Source organism: Amycolatopsis sp. WGS_07, from assembly GCF_045278895.1.
Lineage (GTDB): Bacteria > Actinomycetota > Actinomycetes > Mycobacteriales > Pseudonocardiaceae > Amycolatopsis.
Window position 1 is genome coordinate 8771919 of sequence record NZ_CP136053.1, and the last position, 21685, is coordinate 8793603.

The window sequence follows — 21685 nt, forward strand, 5'->3', positions numbered from 1 at the left end:
CTCACAAGTCAACGGCCCGGTTGGAGGACGCGCATGGCGCAGAAGACAGACCCCGCCGCCGCTCCCGCTCCCGCGGAGTCGGCGGGCGTGAAGTCGGCGCGGCGCGCCATCGACCTGATCGAGACGTTCGCCGCGAACGACGTGTGGCTGTCGCTGTCGGATCTCCATGCGCGCACCGGGTTCCCTCGCTCCAGTCTGCACGGACTGCTGCGCACCCTGCTGGACGCGGGCTGGCTGGAGGCCGACGCGAACTCCGCGCGCTACCGGCTCGGCGTGCGCGCGCTGATCTGCGGCACCGCGTACCTCGACCGCGACGCGATCGTCCCCTACGCCACCGAAGCTTTAGAGCGCATCCGCGAGAAGACCGGCTTCACCGCGCATTTCGCGCGCCGCAACGGCACCGAGGTCGTGTACCTGGAGACGCGCGAGTCGCAGCACTCCACGCACCTGATCTCGCGCGTCGGGCGCACCCTGCCGACGCACGCGACCGCGCTGGGCAAGGCCCTGCTCGCCGAGCTGACCCACGAAGAGGTCGAGGCGCTGATGCCGGAAGAGCTGGTCGCGCTCACCCCGAACACCATCACCACGCTCGACGCGCTGCACGCCGACCTCGCGCGCACCCGGGAACGCGGGTACGCCGCCGAGATCGAAGAGGGCACCCTCGGCGTGCGCTGCGTGGCCGCGGTGATCCCGTACCGCATTCCCGGCACCGACGCGATGAGCTGCTCGATGCCGCTGGGCAAGGTCACCGACGCCGACGTCGAACGCGTCGGCGAGCTGCTGGCCGAAACCACCGCCGAGCTTGGCCAGCAGCTGCGCCGGGCCGGAATCCGCTGACCGCCGCCGTCCGTGTCGCCCGCTCGCGGGCTTTCGTGAGAGGAAATCCATGCCAGACCAGCGTGTGCTGATCACCGGATCGGCCGGCGTCGTCGGCACCCTGATGCGGCCGCGGCTGCGCCGTCCCGGCCGGGTGCTGCGCCTGCTCGACCTCGCCGAGCAGCCCGCCGCCGAGGACGGCGAAGCGGTCGAGATCGTGACCGGCTCGGTCACCGACCCCGAGGCGATGGCCGCGGCCTGCGCGGGCGCGGACGCGCTGATCCACCTGGGCGGGCTCAGCCGCGAAGCGTCGTGGGACGCCACGCTCGACGTCAACATCAACGGCACCCACACCGTCCTCGAAGCCGCCCGCGAAGCCGGGATCCGCCGGGTCGTGCTCGCGTCGAGCAACCACGCCGTCGGCTTCCGCCGGAACGACGAGGCAGGCGAGAACGGCCACCCGGCCGACTCCAGCACCCGGCCAGACACTTATTACGGCGTAAGCAAAGCTGCGATCGAAGCGCTGGGCAGCCTGTACGCGTCGCGCTTCGACATGGACGTGATCGTCATCCGCATCGGCTCGTGCTTCGAGACGCCGCTGCCGCTCGGCCCGCGCGGGCTGTCCACGTGGCTGTCGCCGGACGACGGCGCACGGCTGTTCGAGGCGTGCTTGAGCGCGCCGTCGCCGGGCTACCGGATGATCTGGGGCGTCTCGGACAACACCCGCCGCGTCTACTCGCTCGCCGAGGCCGAGGCGCTGGGCTACAAGTCCCACGACAACGCCGAGGTCTACGCCGAGCAACTGGCCGACAAGCCTGCGCCGACTGGTGCGGCCGCGGAGTACCTGGGCGGGCCGTTCTGCACGGCGCCGCTGGGAGTGTTCAACCCGCTCTGAGGGGCACAGGTCCGCGAGGGCCTCCCCGAGGGAATCAGATTCCGGCATCCGGGACTTAAGCCGTCGTCGCGGGTGCGATTGAGGCATGCCAGCGCGGCTCCGTCCGGACTAGCGCGAGCGCCTGCAGCGGAGTTTGCCGTCTGTGAGGGGTCCTCTGAGGGAATCTGATTCCCGCAGGGGACCCCTCACAGACCGACCAACACGGTCATGCGGACATAAACCGGGCATTTCGCCGAGATTCGCGTCCTTTGTGGACGGCTGGCAGGCTGGGACCGCCCAGATGACAATCCCGCCATCCGCGCTAGCCCCGGCAAGAGCAGCACTGAAGTTCGCGGCACGAGAGGTACCCTCGCCCACGGAACCCTCGAAGAGGAGGACGCCGTGGGCGAGCTGGGGCCTGCCGACACCAACGGCATCCTTTCCCTGCCCTGGATCCGCCCGGAACGCACCAGCGCGGGCCTCGGCTGGGACCGGATCTACCTGTCCAAACAGCGCGAACGGCCCTACCGCGCGGAGTTCGGGCCCGCCCGCACGCATCAGCTGATCCTGCATCTCGCCGGTCCGGTCACGGTCCGCCGCGGGGTCGGGTCGCCCGGCGAGCGCAGCCGCCGGATCCCGGCGGGCGGGCTCTTTCTCCAGCCCTCGCACCAGGAACTGTCGGTGGAACTCGGCGGCGAACTGGACACGCTGCACGTCTACCTGCCCGATTCGGCGGTGCAGGAGGCCGCCGGTTCGGACGCACCGGTGCGGCTGGCCGACGAACTCGGCAGTATCGATCCTCTGCTGGAGCAACTGGTGCTCGCGCTCGACAGCGTCGTGCGGGAGTGGGAGCCCGGCGCTCGCGCCTACGCGGATCAGCTCAGCATGCTCGTCGCCGCGCAGCTCGCGCGTCAGCATCGAGCTGGCCGGAGCGCTCCGGCGGCGGCGAGGCCTGCGGAGGCGCTGACTGACCGGCAGTTCGCCCAGGTGCGCGAGCTGATGGACGAACGGCTCGCCGAACCGCTCGGGCTGGCCGAGCTGGCCGCGGCGGCCGGGTTGAGCGTCAGCCGGTTCGCCCGGCGGTTCAAGGCGCGGACCGGGCTGCCGCCGCACCGGTACCTGCTGCGGCTGCGCGTCGATCAAGCCGGGTTGCTGCTGCGCACCGGCACCGAACCGATCGCGGACATCGCTGTGCGCTGCGGGTTCTCCCATCAGGAACACCTCACTCGGGTCCTGCGCGCCCACCTGGGCACCACGCCTGCCGCGCTTCGCCGGGACGGCTGACGCGCGCGTTTCGTGCAGCCTGCGCAGCACGTCTGTGCAGGCGCTCGCCCCGTGGTGCCCGGATACTCGACGTACCCGCGTGGAAGGACCGTCGATGTTCACCTACACCGCCAACCCGGCCCGGGTCGTGTTCGGCCGCGGCACGCTCTCCGTCGTCCCCGACGAGGTGCAGCGGCTCGGTGCGCGCCGGGTGCTTCTGGTGGCCGGAAAGTCCGCGGCCAAGGCGGCCGACCAGACCGCGGAGGCGCTCGGCCCGCTGCTCGCTGCCCGCTTCGGCGAGCCGACCATGCACACCCCGGTCGAGGTCACCGAACGCGCGCTCGCGCTGGTCACCGAGCATTCCGTGGACTGCGTGGTCGCGATCGGCGGCGGGTCCGCGACCGGGCTGGCCAAGGCGCTCGCGCTGCGTACCGATATCCCGCAGATCATCGTGCCGACGACGTACGCCGGGTCCGAGATGACGTCGGCGGTCGGCCAGACCGAGAACGGCCGCAAGACCGTCCAGTCCTCGCCGAAGGTGCTGCCCGAGGTGGTCGTCTACGACGTCGACCTCACCTTGGGCCTGCCCGTGCCGACCTCGCTGACCAGCGGTGTCAACGCGATGGCGCACGCGGTCGAGGCGCTGTATTCGGCGCAGGCCAACCCGATCGTCGACCAGTTCGCGCTGGAAGCGATCCGGCTGCTCGCCGGTGCGCTGCCGAGGATCGCCGCGGATCCGTCCGATGTGGACGCCCGGACGGACGCGTTGCGCGCCGCGTGGCTGTCCGGTTCGTGCCTCGGTTCGGTCGGCATGGGCCTGCACCACAAGCTCTGTCACACTCTCGGCGGCAGTTTCGGCTTGCCGCACGCGGAAACGCACACGATCGTCCTCCCGCACGCCATGGCGTACAACGCGCCGAACGCCCCGGAGGCGATGCGGCGGATCGCCGACGCGCTCGGTGCGCCGGACGCGCCGACCGCGGTGTTCGATCTGGTCGCCGGTCTCCCGGTGCCGCATTCGCTGGCCGAAATCGGTCTCGCGGAGGGCGATCTCGCCAAGGCCGCCGAGCTGGCCACTGCCGCGCCGTACCCGAATCCTCGCGAACTCACCCGCGACGGCATCGAAGACCTGCTGCGGCACGCGTGGTCCGGCACCCGCCCGGCCCCGGCGGAAGGCACGCCGCCGGACCTGCGCGGGCTCACCCAGGAGGTCGTGGACAGCTTCGCCAGCACGCCCGATCCTCGGTTGCGCGAACTGCTGTCCGAGTTGGTCCGCACGCTGCATGCGTACGTCGTGCGCACCGATCTCACTCAGGAGGAGTGGGAGTACGCGATCGGCTTCCTTACTCGTACCGGGCAAATCAGCTCGGACACGCGGCAGGAGTTCATCCTGCTGTCGGACACCCTCGGCGTTTCGAGCGTGGTCGATGTGCTTACGAACTCACGCACGCCGGACACCACGCCGTCGGCCGTACTGGGACCGTTCTATGTGGAGGGACCGCCGGAAACCGAGCAGGGCGCGAATCTCGCCGAAGGGTTGCCGGGCACTCCACTGTGGACCGATGTCCAGGTGACCGAACCGGACGGAACCCCGGTGCCGGACGCGGTAGTGGACGTGTGGCAGTCCAATGAGGACGGCTTCTACGACGTCCAGCTGCCCGATGTGGACGGTCCGGTGCTGCGCGCCCGGTTCCGCACCGACGCCGAAGGACGGCTGCGGTTCTGGACGATCGTGCCCTCGGCGTACCCGATCCCGGACGACGGCCCGGTCGGCGGCATGCTGGCGGCCACCGAACGACATCCGTACCGCGCGCCGCACGTGCACTTCATGATCGCCAAACCGGGCTACCGCACGCTCGTGACCCAGCTGTTCGTGCGCGGCGGCGATTACCTCGACTCGGACACCGTCTTCGGCGTGAAGGACGGCCTGATCGTCGACTTCGCCGAGCAGACCGGCCCCGCGCCGGACGGGCGCGAACCCTGGCGCCGCCTCGATTTCACCTTCCGCATCTCCCCCGGGAACCGCTAATGACCAGCTATGACACCGATGTCCTCGTGGTCGGCAGCGGCCCGGCGGGCGGTTCGGCCGCGCTGCTGCTCGCGACCTACGGCGTCCGCACCGTGCTCGCGACCAAGTACAGCTGGATGGCGCACACGCCTCGCGCGCACATCACCAATCAGCGGACCATGGAAGTCCTGCGCGACCTCGGCATCGAAGACCAGGCGCTCGCGCAAGGCACTCCCCCGGAGCTGATGGGCGACACCGTGCTCTGCACGTCGCTCACCGGCGACGAGATCGGCCGGATCGCCAGCTGGGGCACCGCGGACCGCTCGGCCACCGAGTACGCCTCGGCGAGCCCGTGCCACATGATCGACCTGCCGCAGACCTACCTGGAACCGATCCTCGCCACGAACGCCGCCGCTCGCGGGGCGAAACTCCGCCTGGACACGGAATTCCTCGACTTCACCCAGGACGCCGACGGCGTCACCGCGCGGCTGCGCGACCGGGTCCGCGGCGACGAGTTCACGCTCCGCGCCCGCTACCTGATCGGCGCGGACGGTGCCCGAAGCCGCGTCGCAGAACAGGCCGGGCTGCCGATCGACGGCCAGTCCGGCAAAGCCGGCAGCATGAACATCACCTTCACCGCCGATCTTTCCGAGTACGTCGCGCACCGGCCGAGCGTGCTGTACTGGGTGATGCGGCCGGGTGCGCACCTCGGCGGCATCGGGATGGGCCTGGTGCGGATGGTCCGGCCGTGGAATGAATGGCTGCTGACCTGGGGGTACGACATCGCGCAGCCACCGCCCGAAGTGGACGGCGAAGAGGCTACGCGGATCGTGCGGGACCTCGTCGGCGACCCGGACCTGCCGGTGGAGATCACCTCGACTTCACTGTGGACGGTCAACCACAGCTACGCCACGCAGTACTCGTCCGGCCGCGTTTTCTGCGCGGGCGACGCGGTGCACCGGCATCCGCCGTCCAACGGGCTCGGGTCCAACACGTCGGTGCAGGACGCGTACAACCTGGCGTGGAAGCTCGCGATGGTCGTCCGCGGCGAGGCGGGCGAAGGACTTCTCGACAGCTACAGCGCCGAGCGCGCGCCCGTCGGCAAGCAGATCGTGGACCGGGCGAACCTCAGCCGCGACCAGTTCGGGCCGATCTTCGCCGCACTCGGCATCGACGGAGACAGCGATTCGGACGCCATCACTGCCGGTCTCGCTGCCTGCACTGCGGCCACTGAGGACGGAACACTGCGGCGGAAGCGGTTGCGGGAAGCCATCGAGCTGAAGAACTACGAATTCAACGCGCACGGCGTCGAAATGGACCAGCGTTATGTCTCGGCCGCAGTGCTGCCGGACGGCGTAGAACCAGACGCCGCAAGGGATCTCGAGCTGTACCACCGGCCGACGACGACGCCGGGCGCGAAACTGCCGCACGTCTGGCTCGTCGGCCCGCACGGCCGCCGAGTGTCCACACTGGACCTAGTCGGCCACGGCCGGTGGACTGTCCTCACTGGACTTACTGGTGCCTGGCGCGAAGCCGCCGAGAAAGCCGGTGCGGACCTCGGGCTGGACCTAAGGGTGGTCACCATCGGTTCGCCCGAGGCCCGCGACTCCTACGGCGACTGGGCACGCATCAGCGGCATCGAGGAAGACGGCTGCCTCCTGATCCGGCCGGACGGCTACGTCGCCTGGCGACACGCCGCCGCCGGAACCGGGCTGACGGAAGCACTCCACCGCCTCCTCGACCGTTAGCTCACGGCATCCCCCACGGATCGCTCGCCCCGCCCGGCGCCACCGGCCGGACCGTAAAGTCCGGCCGGTCACCACGGCGGTAAACATACGCGTCCTGACCGCGTCCGAGATCGACCTGGACATCACCGTTCGCCAACCGCCGCCACCGCCGCGGACGACCATGCGCGTCCGTCACCGTCAGATCGCCGTCGATCCCCGGCCGCAGCACACACGGCGCGCCCGCTTCGCTATGTACCTTGAGCCAGCGCGTTTTCCCACCAGCACGGGAAGCGCTGAGCAAGAACGCGCCTTCGGTCCGGAAGTCGCGCAGCGCGATGTCGCCCCACGCGGCCGGTACCGCCGGGAACAGCCGGAGCACGCCGCCCCAGCTCTGCACCAGCATGTCCTGCATGGATTTCGCCGCCGACAACGGCGTTTCGATGACCGGCCCGGATTCCTTGTACATTGTGTTCGGCTGGATATAACGCTTTTGCAGTTCGCCGAGGTAATACGCGGCCTTCTCGCCGCGCAGCATCTGCGCGGAGATCGACGCGGCTCCGGTGAACGTGTAGCCTTGCAACGCTCCCTCGAAGCCGACCCAGTGGTTGAGCGAGGTTTCGATGATCTTGCGATGCTCCGGCTGTTCCCAGGTGATCTCGTAAAGCGGGTAGATCTGCAGCAGATGCGAGTAATGCCGGTGCGATTTCGCGAACGGGACGCCCGCACCGATCATGTAGCCGTTCTCGTCCGCCGGATAATCGGTGAGGGTGGCGAGCACCTGCTGCCACTTCCCCGCCAGCGGATCGGCGATGCGCAGCTCGCGCGCGGTGTCCAGCAACGTCTTGCAGCCCCAGCGGATCAGCGCGAGGTCGTAGTTGGTGTCCGGCGCGTTCACGCCGTACTCGGGCGAGAAGGTCGCCGGGAGATGCAGCCGTCCGTCCGGGCCCGGGGCGAGGAAATGGAGGTAGTAGTTGATTGCCTTGCGCAGCAACGGGAACAGGGTGTCGCGCAGCAGGCGCCGGTCCATGGTGTGCCGGTAGGTCAGCCAGACGTTGTGCAGCGCCCAGGTCAGGTTGCCGACCTCGGGCGTCGGCGTGTCCTTGCCGGGGATGCCGACCGGGTAGCCGCTGGTCGAGTCGGCGAGGCCGTTGAGCAGCGTCATGTCGGTGGTGCGCGGGATGCCCGCGGAATCGTCCTGGTACGGCTTGGCGACCTGGCTGGTGAGCCGGTCGCGGTACTTGCCGAGCGCGTAGCTGACCGCGTCGAGTTCGAGGTGGTTGGAACCCTGGATGAGCCAGTACTCCAGCTGCACGTTGAGGTTCCACCACGTCGCGGGCCACGGCGTGTTTTCCAGCCACGGCCCGGAAGTCGCCATCACCGGCGCTTCCCGGCGCGCGGCCGACGCGACCTTATACAGCTGGATCCAGTAGAAGCTCTGCAGCCGAGTGTCCGGAATGGACAGGAAGCTGCGCCGGTAATAGTCGTGCCACCAGCGTCGGTGATCCCAGGTCAGCACGTCCAGCGCGGTCGCCCGCCGCACCGTGTGCAAGGCCCGGGCCACTGAGGTCTTCTCCGGATGCGACCACGCGACCGACGTGTACAACGTCCGCGCGCTGCCCCGCGTGACCTCGCGCCATGCCGTCACGTGCTCACCGCCGGCCAGCAACGGCTGCACCGCGAGATGTGCGTCGCCAGCCTGCTGAAGCTGCACTGGCGGATTCTCCACGTACCCGGCCGGCGGCTGCTTGTTCCACGCTGGGTCGGCCCGCGGGCTTACCGCCTTCGCGGGATGGAACACCCACTGGAACCCGCGTTCGCCCTCGGACGGCCGCACCTCCACCGCCAGCAGCGGCTGTCCAGTGTGGACGATCGCGCGCAGCTCGAGACTGCCCGCCGCGGTGGTGATCGTGCCGGTGAGTTCGGCGTTCCAGACGTCGAGCCGCCAGTCGAGACCGGTGATCGCGCCGACCGGTTCGAGCGTGAAGTACCCGATCGGCAGCCGGGCGAGGCCGAACAGCGACCCGAACTGCGGCCGGTGGTCCTGCACCTGGCTGTGCTGGACGTTGAACCGCACCGCGTTGCGGCCGGGTTCGGCGTAGATCCCGGACCCGAGGAAACCGTTGCCCAGGAACGGTCCCTCGTACCAGGTCTTCGGCATCCGCCGCCAGCGCAGGTCCGCCGTCGCCAGGAACTCCGCCCAGTCGACACCGTCCCCGCCCAGCTCCGCGGCCCCGGCCGAAGACAGTCCGACTGCTCCGGCGGCGATCCCGGCGAGCGCGCCGCCGAGCACTGTCCGGCGCGAGATGTCCATGTCCGCCAACCTCCTTCTAGTCAGGCAAACCCCACGCCGGAACGCTGCCGAGCGAAGGAACGTCACGTGGCCCGAAGTCCGGCCGGGCACCGCGCGGGGTGACCGTGACCGTGCTGCCCCGCCGCAACGCCAGCGAGATCCGTCGCGGCCCGACCGGCCGCCAAGGCAACCACCGCCCCCATTGATCACGCACGTCGATGTCCCCGTCGATCCCGTGGTCCAGCACCAACGGCGCGCCGGCTTCGCTGTGCACCCGGACGAATTCCGTCGCTCCCCGCCGCCGCGACGCGTCCACCAGGAACGCGCCCTCGGTGCGCAACCCCGCGATCGACGCGTCCGGCCACTGCGCCGACACCGACGGGAACGCCTTCACCACTCCCCCGGAACCCTGCAGCAGCATGTCCACAACGGACTGTGCGGCGGTGATCGGGCTTTCGATGGCGAAGTTCGAGCCCTCCCGGTACATCGTGTTCGCGGTCAGCTCGGTGTCCGCGACGACGTTCCGGTCGAGGAAGAACTTCAAGTACCGCAACGCTTCCTCGGGCTGGTCCATCACCGAGTTCATCGACGACGCGGCCGCGTAGCTGTAGCCGTGCCAGGCCGACTGGTCCGCCGCCCAATGCCGGAACGTGCGCGTCATGACGTCCCGGTCGGCTGGCCGTTCCCAGTTCCGCTCGCGCAGCGGATACAGCCAGAGCAGATGCGAGAAGTGCCGGTGCGAAGCGGCGAGCGGGACACCGTCGCCAATCAGCACCCCGTCGGCCGGATCCTCGTGGTACGGAACGAGTTTCGTCGCGATCTCCTGCCACATCGGCACGCGCGGTTCGTTGAGCCGCAGGATCCGCGCCGAGTCGACCAGCGTGGTCGCGGCCCAGCGGATCAGCGAAAGGTCATAGGTGCAGTCGGCCGCGTCGGCGTACTCCGGCGACCGTGTGAGCGGCAGATGCAACCGCCCGTCGGGGCCGGTGAAGAGGAAGTGGCGGTAGAAGTTGAGCGCCTTCGCCAGCGTCGGATACAGCACGTCGCGCAGCACCGACTGGTCGAGGTGATGCCTGTACGCGAGCCACACATTGTGCAAGCCCCACAACAGGTTCCCGGTTTGGTCCGTTTTGGACGTCGTCCCCGGAACCCCGACCGTCCGGACGCCGCCCGGCCGCAGCCGCCAGTCCCCCGGATGCGACAGCGCGTATGTGTCGCCGTCCCGATAAGCAGGCGGAACCGACACCTCCAGGTTCGCGTGGTCGCGGCGGAACGTCTCGGTGACCGCGTCCAGCTCGGGATGGTTGGTGCTGTTCACGATCGGATACGTCACCTGGACGTTCAGGTTCCACCACACCGCGGTCCAGCTGTTGCCGACCTCCGGGAACCACGGCCCCCATTCGGCGGTCACCGGGCCGTCGGCGCGGGTCGCCGAGGCGATCTTGTACAGCTGGATCCAGTAGAAGCTCTGGACCCGCTTGTCCGGCACGGAGACGAAACTGCGCTGATGGAAGCCGTTCCACCAGCGGCGATGCCGGGCGAGCAGCAGATCCGGGCTCATCGCGAGCGTCCGCCCGACCAGCGACACGGCGTCGCGGGTGTGCGTGGAACGCGGGAACGAGTACGCGACCGCCGCCGCGAACAACCGCTTCGTCCCGACCCGCTTCTCCCGCCACGCCGTCGTGTACCCGCCGCCGGCGAGCAACGGTTGCGCGCAATACCCGTTGGCCCGCTCAGGTTCCGGATTCGCGGTGTACTCCGGCGGCTTGCGCACCGTGCGAGTCGTCGCCGACACCAGCGGCGCGAAATCCCATGCCGCTCCGGCTTCGCCCGCACTCGGATCCAGCGAGACGAGCAGTACGCCAAGATCGTTGTGCACCACGGCGGAGAACGCGACCTGCCCGCGCGTGGTGGTGATCGTGCCGCCGAGTTCGGCGTTGTACAGGTCCAGCGTCCAGTCGACCCCGGTGATCGCCCCCGCGAAGGCGAGCGTGATCGCGCCGATCGGCAACCGCGACAGCCCGATCCCCGCTTCCCACTGAATCCGCTGGTCCTGGACCTGGGTGTGGCTGAGCATGAACTTGAGCACCTGCGGCTGTTCCCCGGCGTAGGCCTGCACGCCGAGGTAGCCGTTGGCCAGGAACGGCGCTTCCTGCCAGTTCTTCGGCAACCGCCGCCACCGCATCCGCGCGTCCATGGCGACGTCCCGATGCGGACTGCGCTGGCTGGCCAGCCCCGGCGGCGCCCCTGCGCCCACAGCCCGCCGAACGCCGCCGCCCCAGCGGCGACGGACACCGATCGAAGCACCGTCCGCCGCGACACCCCGACCATGACGCCCTCCGGATTCATATTACGTTTCGCGCTCGTTGACGCGAGGTGAGCGGAATATATCCAGACGGAGCAGGCAAAAGCCAGAGTTGTTCACCCGGAAAGCCGCACAGACATCCGATGGCTGGGATCTGACTGGCCCGCGTTCACGTATGTGACCTCACGGCGGCGACGAGCCCGCCGGTCGCGCAGGCGGAGTCTCCAGCCATCACTTGACGGATAGCATCCCGATGTCGGGCAAGGCGCGCCGCGCGTCGAGAAGGCGGTCGAAGAGTTCGTCAATCGCCTGAACGGCCAGATCTTCGACCGAAGCAACCCGGTCATCAGGTCCTGGTTCCGACAGATGCGAACGTCACCTCGACCATGAGATCGAATCTGGCACCGGTTTTAAGCTCGCTGTCGCCCTATTCCAACGCGGTGCTCAGAATTGGCGCGCTGCTCATCCTCAAGGAGATTCGCGCCGAGAGCGAGGAACCGGATTCCGCGCTTCCCGCCGCCAGCGAAAACACCCGCTAGCCGAGCCAGCCGCCGACGCCGTCCCAGGAAACTTCCAGTTCCTGGGCGAGTCCCGGCCCCAGCGCCTGCCGGACCGTCGCGTGCGCGCGCAGCATCAGCGGCGCGCCGCCGGCCTTGTTCAGCGCCGAGCCGATCGACTTGACCCGCTCCCGCAGTTCCGACCCCCGCTCCGCCAGCAGCACGCCCTCCGCGCGGCCGATCGCGATCAGCTGCTCGGTCAGTGCGGACGAGTCCCCGCCGCTCGCATCCCTGGCCCGGTAGAGCGAAGCATGCCCGTACAAGGAGAACTGGCCGTCCTCGCGCTTCACGATCCGGTACGGCCGGAACGTCTCGGCACCGTGTGTGGTGAGCTGCACGTCGAAGGCGCTGGTGGTCACGCTGGACCGGCTGAAGCCCTCCGCCGCGTCGCTGGACAGCACGGCGCGAAGCAGCGCACGGGCGTCCGCCGCGTCCAGCACGATGATCTCCGCACAGCCCCAGCGCGGCGACACGTCCGCGAAGTCGTCCTCGATCTGGTCCTGGTCGCTGTCCGGAAGCTCAGTGGCCGCCGCGATCGCCGCGTCCGCCTCGGGGAAATTCTCCACAGTCCCGCCTTCCTCAAGGTCCGACGTGCACGAAAGGAGCCCAGCCGCTCGGCCTCCGGCGGTTGCGCTGCCGAAACCCGCGCACGGCATGGTGCAGGGCTTCCGCCGCGGCGGACGGGTCGAGGCTGCCGCCCGCGGCCAGCCGGGCGTACGTGTCCCGGGAGATGTCGGCGGCCGCGGTGTCCCAGACTGACCAGAGGGTGCCGACGACGTGCCGCCATCCGGCGTGGTGCAGCGCCGCGGTCAGCGTGATCGCCTCGTCGAGCATCGCGATCCCGCCGACGGCGCTCTTGCACGCGGAGAGGAACACGAACTCGCCGCCGCCGTGCCGGGCCGCAGCCAAGTCGAGCACCTGGACCAAGCCCGCGGTGCGCCAGTTGTACGGAAGCAGGCCGCCGGTCGCCGGATCGGCTAGGTCCTGATAGCCGTGGCACGCCGCGTGCACCCAGGTGTGGGCGCCGAGCTGGTCGAGAATGGCGGTCCGTGTGGCGGCGCTGCCCGCGAGCACGGTGCGGCGGTCGGGCTCGATCAGCCCGCTCAGGTGCTCGAGTTCCTGCTCGGCTCCGGGCAGCGGTTCGGCACCGGGCGTCTCCGCCAAGGCGACGAGCAGCAGTTTGCCCTCCTCGGCCGGACGGGACCGGGCCGCGGACAGCGCGCGCAGGCTCGGCGTGTACGACGAGACGACGTGATCGAGCACGCTCTCGCCCGGTTCGCTGTGCTGTCCGGCAGCGTGCAGCGGCACCAGCGTCAGCGCGCCGGTCGGGCACCACCACAGCCGCGGCCCGTTCTCCGAGGGAACGTGGCCGAGCGCGCGCAGGACTGGCCGGGCGATCGTCTCCCAGAGCCAGCCGAGGGTGCGGGTGATCGTCTCTTCCGTCGCGGCCCCGCCCGCGTCGGGTTCGTGCAGCGCGTCGAGGTAGGCGCCCACTCGCGCAGCCACCTCGTCCTCGGTGAGGCTGGGCAGGGGCAGCGGCTCGATGGCGGACTCGGTGATCAGCAGTGCGTCGCAACGCCATTTGCTCACATTGACCACGACGACCGTGCCCCCGGACGCGGCCGTTTGAAGCTGCCGTGCGGAGGGAAGCCGGGCGAAGTCGCCGAACCCGGGCAGCGTGCGGATTTCGCCGAGCAGCGCGTTCCAGTCGCGGGCCGCCGCCATCCGGGCGTCGGCTTCCCGCGCGGGCAACGCCGACGACAGGTCGGCCCCGGTCCCCTCCATCACCGCGCGGACCGCGTCCAGCCTGGCCGCCAAGCCGGGATGCGCTTGGCGCAGCACGGTCAGATCGGAGCGGGTTTCCAGCGCCTGCGACCACAGCACGCCGCGACCGGCTTCCAGCAGTTCGAGCGCGCGGCCGGGCTGGCCCGCGGCGATCGCGCACGCTGCCGCGTCGGCGGCGAGACCGCGCCAGTCGGCCAGCCACCGCTCCCGGCTGCGCCGGCTCGCGCCGAGCCAGGCCCGCAGCGGCAGCAGCTCCACCACCTGCGTGTATCCCTCGGCCGCCACTGCCCATCGGCCTTGCGCGGCAGCCAGTTCCGCCCGCTCCCGGCCTGCCTGCATCCGCACCGCGACCGGCGCGGCGAGCACCGCGCTCGCTTCCCGGTAGGAATCCAGCGCCGCTTCGGCGTCCGCCGGCTCGCCGGACGTCTCGAACCGGGTGCGCAGCGCGCGGCCGAGGATGAGCCGGAATCGCGCCCGGTAAGGATGATCGGGCGAAACCGCCGCGGTCGCGTTCCGCGCCGCTTCGACCGCGTCGTCCAGGTCGGCGGGATCGCCGGAACGGTCGAAGCGGGCGCGCAGCGCGGAGCCGAGGTTGGCCGAGTAGATCGCCCAGTTCGGGCGCTGCTCCGGAAGTGCTTCGAGGGCCTGGCGATTCGCGGCGATTCCGGCGTCGAGGTCGGCGAGATCGCCCGACCGGTCGAACCGGGCCCGCGCCACCAAGGCGTACATCGCCAGGCACAACGGCCGGTCGGCGTGCTCGGCGGGCACTGTCTCGACCGCCTCCCGCGCGGCGTCGAACGCCGAGTCGAGATCGGCGGGCCGGTTGAACCGTTCGGACCGGGTGCGCAGGACAGTGCCGAGCTGCGTCAGGTAGATCGGCCGTTCGTGGTCGGTCGCCGCGACGCCCGCGACCGCTTCCCGCGCGGCGGCGACCGCGGTGTCCACATCGGACAGTTCGCCGTAGCGTTCGAAGCGCGCCATCGCCGCCAAGCCGAGGTTGTGTAGTACCGCAGGCCGTCCGGTGCTGCCTGCCGGAAACCCGTCCGCAGCGGTTCTCACGGTCGCCAGCGCGGTGTCCAGGTCAGCCTCGTCCCCGAACCGTTCGAAGCGGGTCAGCAACGCCGAAGCCAGGCTGTCGAGCCGGGACGCCCGTTCGCGGTCGTCCGGCGGAGTGGACTCGATCGCCGCCCGGCCGACGGAGACCGCGTCGTCCAAGTCGGCCCGTTCCCCCGTCTGCTCGAACCGGGCCACCAGCGCGACGCTCAGGCTGGAAAGCCGACGCGGCAGCTCAGGATCGTCGACGGACGTTCCGGCGAGCGCCTGCCGCCCGGCGGCGATCGCGTCGTCGATGTCGGATCGCCGTCCGAGACGGTCGTACCGGGTGCGCAACGCGATGGCCAGGTTGGCCAAACCGCGCCCGTGCTCCGGGCTGCCGGGATACGCGGTCGCCGCCGACTCCCGCAGCACCGACACCGCGAAGTCGAGATCGGCCTGCTCCCCGGAGCGCTCGAACCGCTGCCGCACCCAGTCACCTAGATTCAGCAGGAAAGCCGGGCGGGCGGCGTCGGTCTCCGCCACTGCCTCGACCGCGTCCTGACCGGCCGCGACCGCGGCGTCCAGGTCCGCCGGATCGCCGCGGTCCGCGTAGCGCAACGCCAGCGCGATGCCGAGATGGGAGCGGCAGACAGCGAAGGACGGATGGCCGGGCGGGGCGTGCTCGGCCGCGCGCCGGCACCACTCGACCCCCGCGTCGACATCGGCGGGACGGCCGAGCCTGCGGTACCGGGCGGCGAAGGCGGTGCCCAACCCGGTCAGCCGGTCAGCGAGGGCCGGGTCGTCGGAGAACGTGGCCTCGACCGCGGAAGTGAACGCGCTGACGGCGGCGTCGATGTCCGGCACCTCGCCCAGCAGGTCGAACCGTTCGAACCGGAGCCGGCCCAGCCGGTCGAGGAAGGGCACGGCATACAGGGGGTCGCCAGCGGCGAGGGCCTCTTCGATAGCGGCGATGGACGCGTCCAGATCGGTTGTCTCGCGGGACTTTCCGAAGCGCACGTGGAGCATGACGGAGAGATCGGCCAGGCAGATCGCCCGCTCGGGATGTCCGGCCGCGACCGCGGCGCGCAGCAGGCGGACCGGCTCGTCGAGGGCCTGCGGATCGGCACGGTCACGGGCGCGTTCGAGCATCGCGGACGCCTGCTGGGCCCAGATCTCCGGCCCGTCCGGCAACACGCCCGACTCGCGCACCTCGCCGGGCACCAGGCTCGGATCAACCCGCTGCAGTGAATCGAACAACCCGATCGCGAGCCGCAGGTCGTGGTCGCCGGCCCCCGCGCGATACCGGGCCCAGTGCAGCCTCGCCACCGCCGCCACCGCGGCCCATTGCGCCTGCTCGCCGACGGTGCCGAGCCCGTCCAGCACCCGCTGGGCCTCGCTCAGCGCCTGCCCGTCGAGGACAGGCGACACGTCGCCGCGGTCGAACGCGGCGAGACGGAAGTGCAAGGCTGCCAACGATTCCCGCATACGCTCCCCCAAGCCCGGCACAGACCGTTTCTAAAGCGGCGGCAACTCCACTCGCTCCAGCCAAGCAGCGAAAAACTCCCGCAAGGACCGCCCAGCATAGGACTCCGCCAGCGACACGAACTCCTCCGTCGTCACCGCGGCATGCCGGTTCTCCACCGCCCAAGCCTTCACCAGCGCGAAAAACGCCGGATCCCCCATCTCCCCGCGCAGCGCGTGCAGCGTCAGCCCGCCGCGCTTGTACACCCGCTCGTCGAACATCCGCGCCACGCCGGGGTCACCGATCGTCACGTCCGCCGGCTTCGCCCGCATCCGCGCGTGCCACGTCCGGGCCAGCGCCTCCGTCGATTCGCCCCCGGCCAGCGGCGACCACAACCACTCGGTGTAAGTGGCGAACCCTTCGTTGAGCCAGATGTGACGCCAGTCGGCGACCGTCAGGCTGTTGCCGAACCACTGGTGCGCCAGCTCGTGCACCACCAGCCGCTCGTGGGTGCGCTTGCCGTCCACGTGGTTGGCCCCGAAGATCGCCATCCCCTGCGCCTCGATCGGATCGTCGAGGTCGTCATCGGTCACCACGACCACGTACTCGCCGAACGGATACGGCCCGAACCAGTCCTCCAGCGCGTCCATCATCCGCCCCTGGCGGCCGAAGTCCCGTTCGAACGACCGCCGCAGCCGAGGCGGCACCGCGGCCCGCTGCACGACCCCGCCGGGCCGGTCGACCACGATCTCCGGAACCCAAGCGCCCTCGGACAATTCGAGGTCCTCGTACCGCCCGATCTGGACGCTCACCAGATACGTCGAGGTCGGCTCCGGCCGCTCGAACACCCACTTGGTCGTGCTCGCCGACTGATACCGCGACACAAGATTCCCTGTCGCCGCAACGAGATACGGCGACGACGTCGCGACCGCGATCCGGTAGCTCGCCTTGTCCGCCGGATGATCGTTGCACGGGAACCACGACGGCGCGCCCACCGGCTGGCTCGCCACCAGCGCGCCGTCGGTCAGCTCGTCCCAGCCGATGTCGCCCCACCGGCTGCCGACCGGCTTCGGGTTGCCCGCGTAGCGGATCTCCACCTCGAACACGGTCCCGGACGGCACCGACCTGGCCGGCTTCACCTGCAGCTTCAGCCCGCGCCGCACGTACTTCGCCGGTTTGCCCTCGACCAGCACGCGCGACACCCGGAACTCGCCGAAGTCGAGCGTCAGCCGCGAAAGCGCCTGGGTGGCCTCGCAGGTGAGCACCGCCGTGGCGGACAACCTGTTCGGCCCGATGCGGTAGTCGAGATCGAGGTCGTAGTGCCGGACCCGGTAGCCGCCGTTCCCGTGCGCGGGCAGGTACCCGTCGCCCGAGGTGTCCGCTCCGGGCGCGGCCGCTTTCCCGTTCACCCGCACCGAAACCCGCTTTCGCCCGCCGCCGAGATCTTTTCCAGCATGAGGCGCCGACGCGGGGTCCGCAACGCTTCCGACCTCACCGCCGCCAGGCCGAGATCGGATTGCCGAGCCAGCGCGAGTCCGCAGGCACCGCGTCGCCGCGGGTCACCAGCGAGCCGGGGCCTACCGTGGTGCGCGCGCCGATGCTCGCGCCCGGCAGCACGATCCCGTGCGGGCCGAGCGTCGCGCCCTCGTCGAGCGTCACCCGCGACATGGTCATGATCCGGTCGTGGAACAGGTGCGTCTGGACCACGCAGCCGCGGTTGATCGTCGCGCCGTCGCCCAGCGACACCAGATCCGATTCGGGCAGCCAGTAGGTGTCGAGCCACACGCCCCGGCCGATCTTGACGCCCATCGTGCGCAGCCACGCGGGCAGCAGCGGCGTGCCGCCGAGCGACCCGATCAGCCACGGCACCGCGAGCGCCTCGACGAACGTGTCGGCCAGCTCGTTGCGCCACACGAACGAACTCCACAGCGGATGGTCGATCTCGCGGAACTTCCCCACCAGCAGCCACTTCGCCGCGGTCGCGGTGAGCGCCGCGACGATCCCGGCGGCCAGCAGCACCGGCCCGGACAGCAGCGCCGCGACCCAGAAACCGCCCCACGACGCCAGCGCGAACAGCGCGCCCGCCACGCCGACGGTCAGCGCCACCGCGCACATCACCGGCAGGATCCGGCACAGCTCGACCAGCGCCCGCGCCGCCTTCAGGTGCAGCGGCGGCGTGTACGTGCGGCTGGTGTCGCTCTCCTCCACCGCGCGGCGCACCGGCAGCGGCGGCATGCCCAGATACGACGAGCCCTTCTTCGCCTTCGCCGGCGTCGAGGACAGCACCCCGACCAGCCCGCGCTTCGGCACCGAACGGCCCGGCGCGGTCATCCCCGAGTTGCCGAGGAACGCCTGCTTGCCGATCCGCGCCGGGGCGGCGTGCAGCCAGCCGTGGCCCAGTTCGTACGTGGCCACCATGGTGTCGTCGGCCAGGAACGCGCCACTGTCCACTTTGGTCATCTTCGGCAGCGCGAGCACGGTGGACGCCTCGACGTTGCGGCCGACCTTCGCGCCGAGCAGCCGCAGCCACACCGGCGTGAACAGGCTGGCGTACAACGGGAACAGGCCTTCGCGGGCCATCCCCATCAGCCGTTCGGTGGCCCAGACCTGCCACGCGACGCGGCCGTGCACCGGGTGGTAGCCCTCGACCATGCCGACGCCCAGCGCGCGGACGCCGATCAGCACCAGCAGCGCGTACGTCAGGAAGTACGCCACGGTGGCGACCGGCACGAACAGCAGCGCCTGGCCCAGCGCGGCGCCCAAATCAGAGGTGCCAGCGACCGCGTAGCCGATCACCGCAACGCCGGGCAGCGCGGCGATCCCGGGCAGCAGCCCGAGGAACACCGAGGTCGCGCCGTACACCGAAGCCCAGAACCGCGACCGCGGCGGACGGCTCGACGGCCACTTCAGCGCGTCCTTCACGTCCGAGCGCACCGCGGGCGAACCCGCCCAGCGCTGGCCCGCCGGAACCGCGCCGCGCACGGTCGAACCGGCGGCGATCTCCGCGCCCTTGCCGACCCGCGCGCCGGGGAACAGCGTGCTGCGCGCGCCGACCCGGGCCTCGGCCCCGATCCGCATCTTGCCGATGTGCACGACGTCGCCGTCGACCCAGTGGCCGGACAGATCGACCTCGGGCTCCACCGCGGCGCCGCGGCCCAGCTTCAGGAAACCGGTGACCGGCGGCGGCGAGTGCAGGTCGACGTCCTTGCCGATGCGCGCGCCCAGCGCCTTCGCGTACGTCGTCATCCACGACGCGCCCGCCACGCTGTCCGCGCCGCTGAACTCGGCCAGCTTCTCGGCGGTCCACAGTCGCAAGTGGACACTGCCGCCGCGCGGATAGGTGCCCGGGCGCACGCCGGACAGCAGCACGCGCGCGCCGCCCGCGGCGATGGCGATCCGCCCCGCCGGGGTGAACAGCACGAGCCAGGCGAGCACGAGCCACGCCCAGCTGATCGTCGGCGCCCAGGAAACGCCCAGCAGCCCCAGCACGTTCGAGCAGGCGGCGGCGAGCGTGGTCCAGCGGAGCCCGACCAGGCCCATCAGCGGGACCATCAGCAGGGACTGCACGAGCCCGGCGCGGCGCGGGGTCGGCGCGATCTCGCGGCGCTCGGTCTCCTCGCCGCTCAGCGCGTCCAGCTTCGCGGCCAGCGCGCCGAGCTTCGGGTTCTGGTAGATGTCGCTGACCGACACCTCGGGGTGGCGGGTGCGGATGCGCGCGATCAGCTGCGCCGCGGTGAGGCTGCCGCCGCCGTTGGTGAAGAAGTCGGCACCGGCGTTGCTCACCGACACGCCGAGGATCTCGCTCCAGCCTTCGGCGAGCCACGCCTCGGTCGGCGACAGCCCGGCCGCGCTCGCGTCCACAGTGGACAGCGGCCACGGCAGCGCGGCGCGGTCGACCTTGCCGGACGTGCGGGTGGGCAGGTCGTCGATCGTCGCGAGCAGCGGCACCAGCGCGGCGGGCAGCTGCGCGCGCAGCCGGGTCGCGGCGTCGTCGGTGTCGAGCGTCGCGCCGTCCTCGGGCACGACGTAGCCGACCAGGACCTGGTTGCCCGCCTTGGTGCGGCGGACCGCGGCGGCCGCGCCGCGCACGCCGGGCAGCGCCTGCAGCGCCGCGTCGACCTCGCCCAGTTCGATCCGGCGGCCGCCGAGCTTGATCTGCTCGTCCATCCGGCCGAGGAACAGCAGGCCTTCCGGCTCCGCGCGGACCATGTCGCCGCTGCGGTAGGCGCGCTCCCAGCCCATCGAGGGCAGCGGCGCGTACTTCTCCGCGTCCTTTTCGGCGTCGAGGTACCGGGCGAGCCCGACCCCGCCGATGACCAGCTCGCCGGTCTCGCCCATGGCGACCGGTTCGCCCGCCTCGTTCACCACGACCAGCTGCCAGCCGAGCAGCGGCAGGCCGATCCGCACCGGGCCCTCGCCGGTCATCTGCGCGGCGCAGGCGACGACGGTCGCCTCGGTGGGGCCGTAGGTGTTCCACACTTCGCGGCCTTCGACGGCCACGCGCTCGGCCAGCTCCGGCGGGCAGGCTTCGCCGCCGAAGATGAGCAGACGCACGTCTTCGAGCGCGTCCGCAGGCCACAGCGCGGCCAGCGTCGGCACCGTCGACACGACGGTGATGCCCTGCGCGACCAGCCACGGGCCGAGGTCGACACCGGTGCGCACCAGCGCGCGCGGTGCCGGCACCAGGCAGGCGCCGTGCCGCCAGGCCAGCCACATCTCTTCGCAGGAAGCGTCGAACGCGACGCTCAGCCCGGCCAGCACCCGGTCTCCCGGGCCGACCGGTTCGTCGGTGAGGAAAAGCTGTGCTTCGGCGTCCACGAAAGCCGCCGCCGAGGCGTGCGTGACCGCGACGCCCTTCGGCTTGCCGGTGGAGCCGGAGGTGAAGATGATCCACGCGTCGTCGGCCGGGCCGGGCGTGCCGGCGGCCCCGCTCGGCGTGCCCGCGACAGTGATCTCGCCGTCGGTGGCGATCGCGGCGACGCCGGCCTCGCCGAACACCAGCTCGGCGCGCTCGTCGGGGTCGTCCGCGTCGACCGGCACGTACGCCGCGCCGACCGACAGCGTCGCCAGGATCGCGACGTACAGCTCGGCGCTGCCCGAGGAGATCCGGATGCCGACGCGGTCGCCGAGGCCGACGCCGTGCTCGCGCAGCCTGCGGGCGTACGCCTCGATCTCCTCCATCAGCCTGCGGTAGCTCAGCGGGCCGGTGCCGTCGTCGAGCGCGGCGGCGTTCGGGTGCCGCTCCGCGGTGGCGGTGAGGATGTCCAGGAGGGTGCGCTCGGCCGTCGCCGCTTCGGTCTCGAACAGCGCGGGCGAGAGGGCGGCCTCGACAGCGAGGGTCAGGGCTTCGGTGCTGCCGGAATCGGCGGTCAGCGTCACCGGGCCACCCCGGTATTCCGGGAGGACAGGAACAGGATCGGACTCTGGGCGCGCAAGCCCATCACTCACCTTTCGCGAGCGTCATTCGGGCTGGCCATCCGAATGAGGCGCCCGTAGCGACCGTCCACTTTACGCGGCAATCAAGGTCAGGTCGCGTCAGGGTAACGGCCGCGTGTCGGACGTC

The 21685-nt window shown here is 70.8% G+C and carries 11 protein-coding genes and 1 pseudogene; 6 read left to right on the top strand and 6 right to left on the bottom strand.

Translation table 11 applies throughout. The annotated features are described in order from the left end of the window. Positions 1-33: 33 nt before the first annotated feature. The 5 genes from RPX00_RS41255 to RPX00_RS41275 all read left to right on the top strand — a co-directional run bounded on the left by RPX00_RS41255 (position 34) and on the right by RPX00_RS41275 (position 6709). Entirely contained in the window at positions 34-837 is an 804-nt protein-coding gene (locus tag RPX00_RS41255; protein ID WP_406633874.1) for an IclR family transcriptional regulator, read from the top strand. A gap of 49 nt (positions 838-886) precedes the next feature. Then, a complete protein-coding gene (locus RPX00_RS41260; RefSeq protein ID WP_406633876.1) occupies positions 887-1711 on the top strand; it encodes an NAD-dependent epimerase/dehydratase family protein in 825 nt (274 codons plus the stop codon). A 381-nt stretch (positions 1712-2092) separates the two neighbouring features. Next, positions 2093-2974: a helix-turn-helix domain-containing protein gene (locus RPX00_RS41265; RefSeq protein ID WP_406633878.1), complete on the top strand. Its 882-nt coding sequence runs from the start codon at positions 2093-2095 to the stop codon at positions 2972-2974. A 94-nt stretch (positions 2975-3068) separates the two neighbouring features. After that, the gene (locus RPX00_RS41270) at positions 3069-4982 is read left to right on the top strand and encodes a maleylacetate reductase and hydroxyquinol 1,2-dioxygenase domain-containing protein (protein WP_406633880.1); all 1914 of its coding nucleotides are present in this window, start codon (positions 3069-3071) and stop codon (positions 4980-4982) included. Next, complete coding sequence (locus RPX00_RS41275; protein WP_406633882.1) at positions 4982-6709, top strand: FAD-dependent oxidoreductase; 1728 nt, start codon at positions 4982-4984, stop codon at positions 6707-6709. Before RPX00_RS41270 ends, RPX00_RS41275 begins: the two co-directional genes overlap by 1 nt. A 1-nt stretch (position 6710) precedes the next feature. Here RPX00_RS41275 and RPX00_RS41280 read toward each other — a convergent pair whose 3' ends face one another. Continuing rightward, on the bottom strand, positions 6711-8999 hold the full coding sequence (locus RPX00_RS41280) for a glycosyl hydrolase family 95 catalytic domain-containing protein (protein ID WP_406633884.1): 2289 nt from the start codon (positions 8997-8999) through the stop codon (positions 6711-6713). A gap of 16 nt (positions 9000-9015) precedes the next feature. Continuing rightward, positions 9016-11309, bottom strand: a pseudogene (locus RPX00_RS41285) (glycosyl hydrolase family 95 catalytic domain-containing protein). Between the two features lie 360 nt (positions 11310-11669). On the opposite strand from RPX00_RS41285, the gene RPX00_RS41290 reads away from it, so the two are divergent. Next, positions 11670-11822, top strand: coding sequence for a hypothetical protein (locus tag RPX00_RS41290; protein ID WP_406633886.1), 153 nt, complete (start codon positions 11670-11672; stop codon positions 11820-11822). On the opposite strand, the gene RPX00_RS41295 is transcribed toward RPX00_RS41290, so the two are convergent. The 4 genes from RPX00_RS41295 to RPX00_RS41310 all read right to left on the bottom strand — a co-directional run bounded on the left by RPX00_RS41295 (position 11819) and on the right by RPX00_RS41310 (position 21501). Continuing rightward, positions 11819-12406 (bottom strand): hypothetical protein, encoded by a 588-nt coding sequence (locus RPX00_RS41295; protein ID WP_406633888.1) that lies wholly within the window; start codon positions 12404-12406, stop codon positions 11819-11821. The genes RPX00_RS41290 and RPX00_RS41295 overlap by 4 nt on opposite strands. Positions 12407-12419: 13 nt before the next feature. Beyond that, complete coding sequence (locus tag RPX00_RS41300) at positions 12420-16145, bottom strand: CHAT domain-containing protein (protein WP_406633890.1); 3726 nt, start codon at positions 16143-16145, stop codon at positions 12420-12422. A gap of 30 nt (positions 16146-16175) precedes the next feature. Then, entirely contained in the window at positions 16176-17531 is a 1356-nt protein-coding gene (locus RPX00_RS41305) for a M1 family metallopeptidase (protein ID WP_406643260.1), read from the bottom strand. Between the two features lie 82 nt (positions 17532-17613). Next, positions 17614-21501, bottom strand: a complete 3888-nt coding sequence (locus RPX00_RS41310) for a Pls/PosA family non-ribosomal peptide synthetase (RefSeq protein WP_406633892.1) — start codon at positions 21499-21501, stop codon at positions 17614-17616. Positions 21502-21685: the final 184 nt, after the last annotated feature.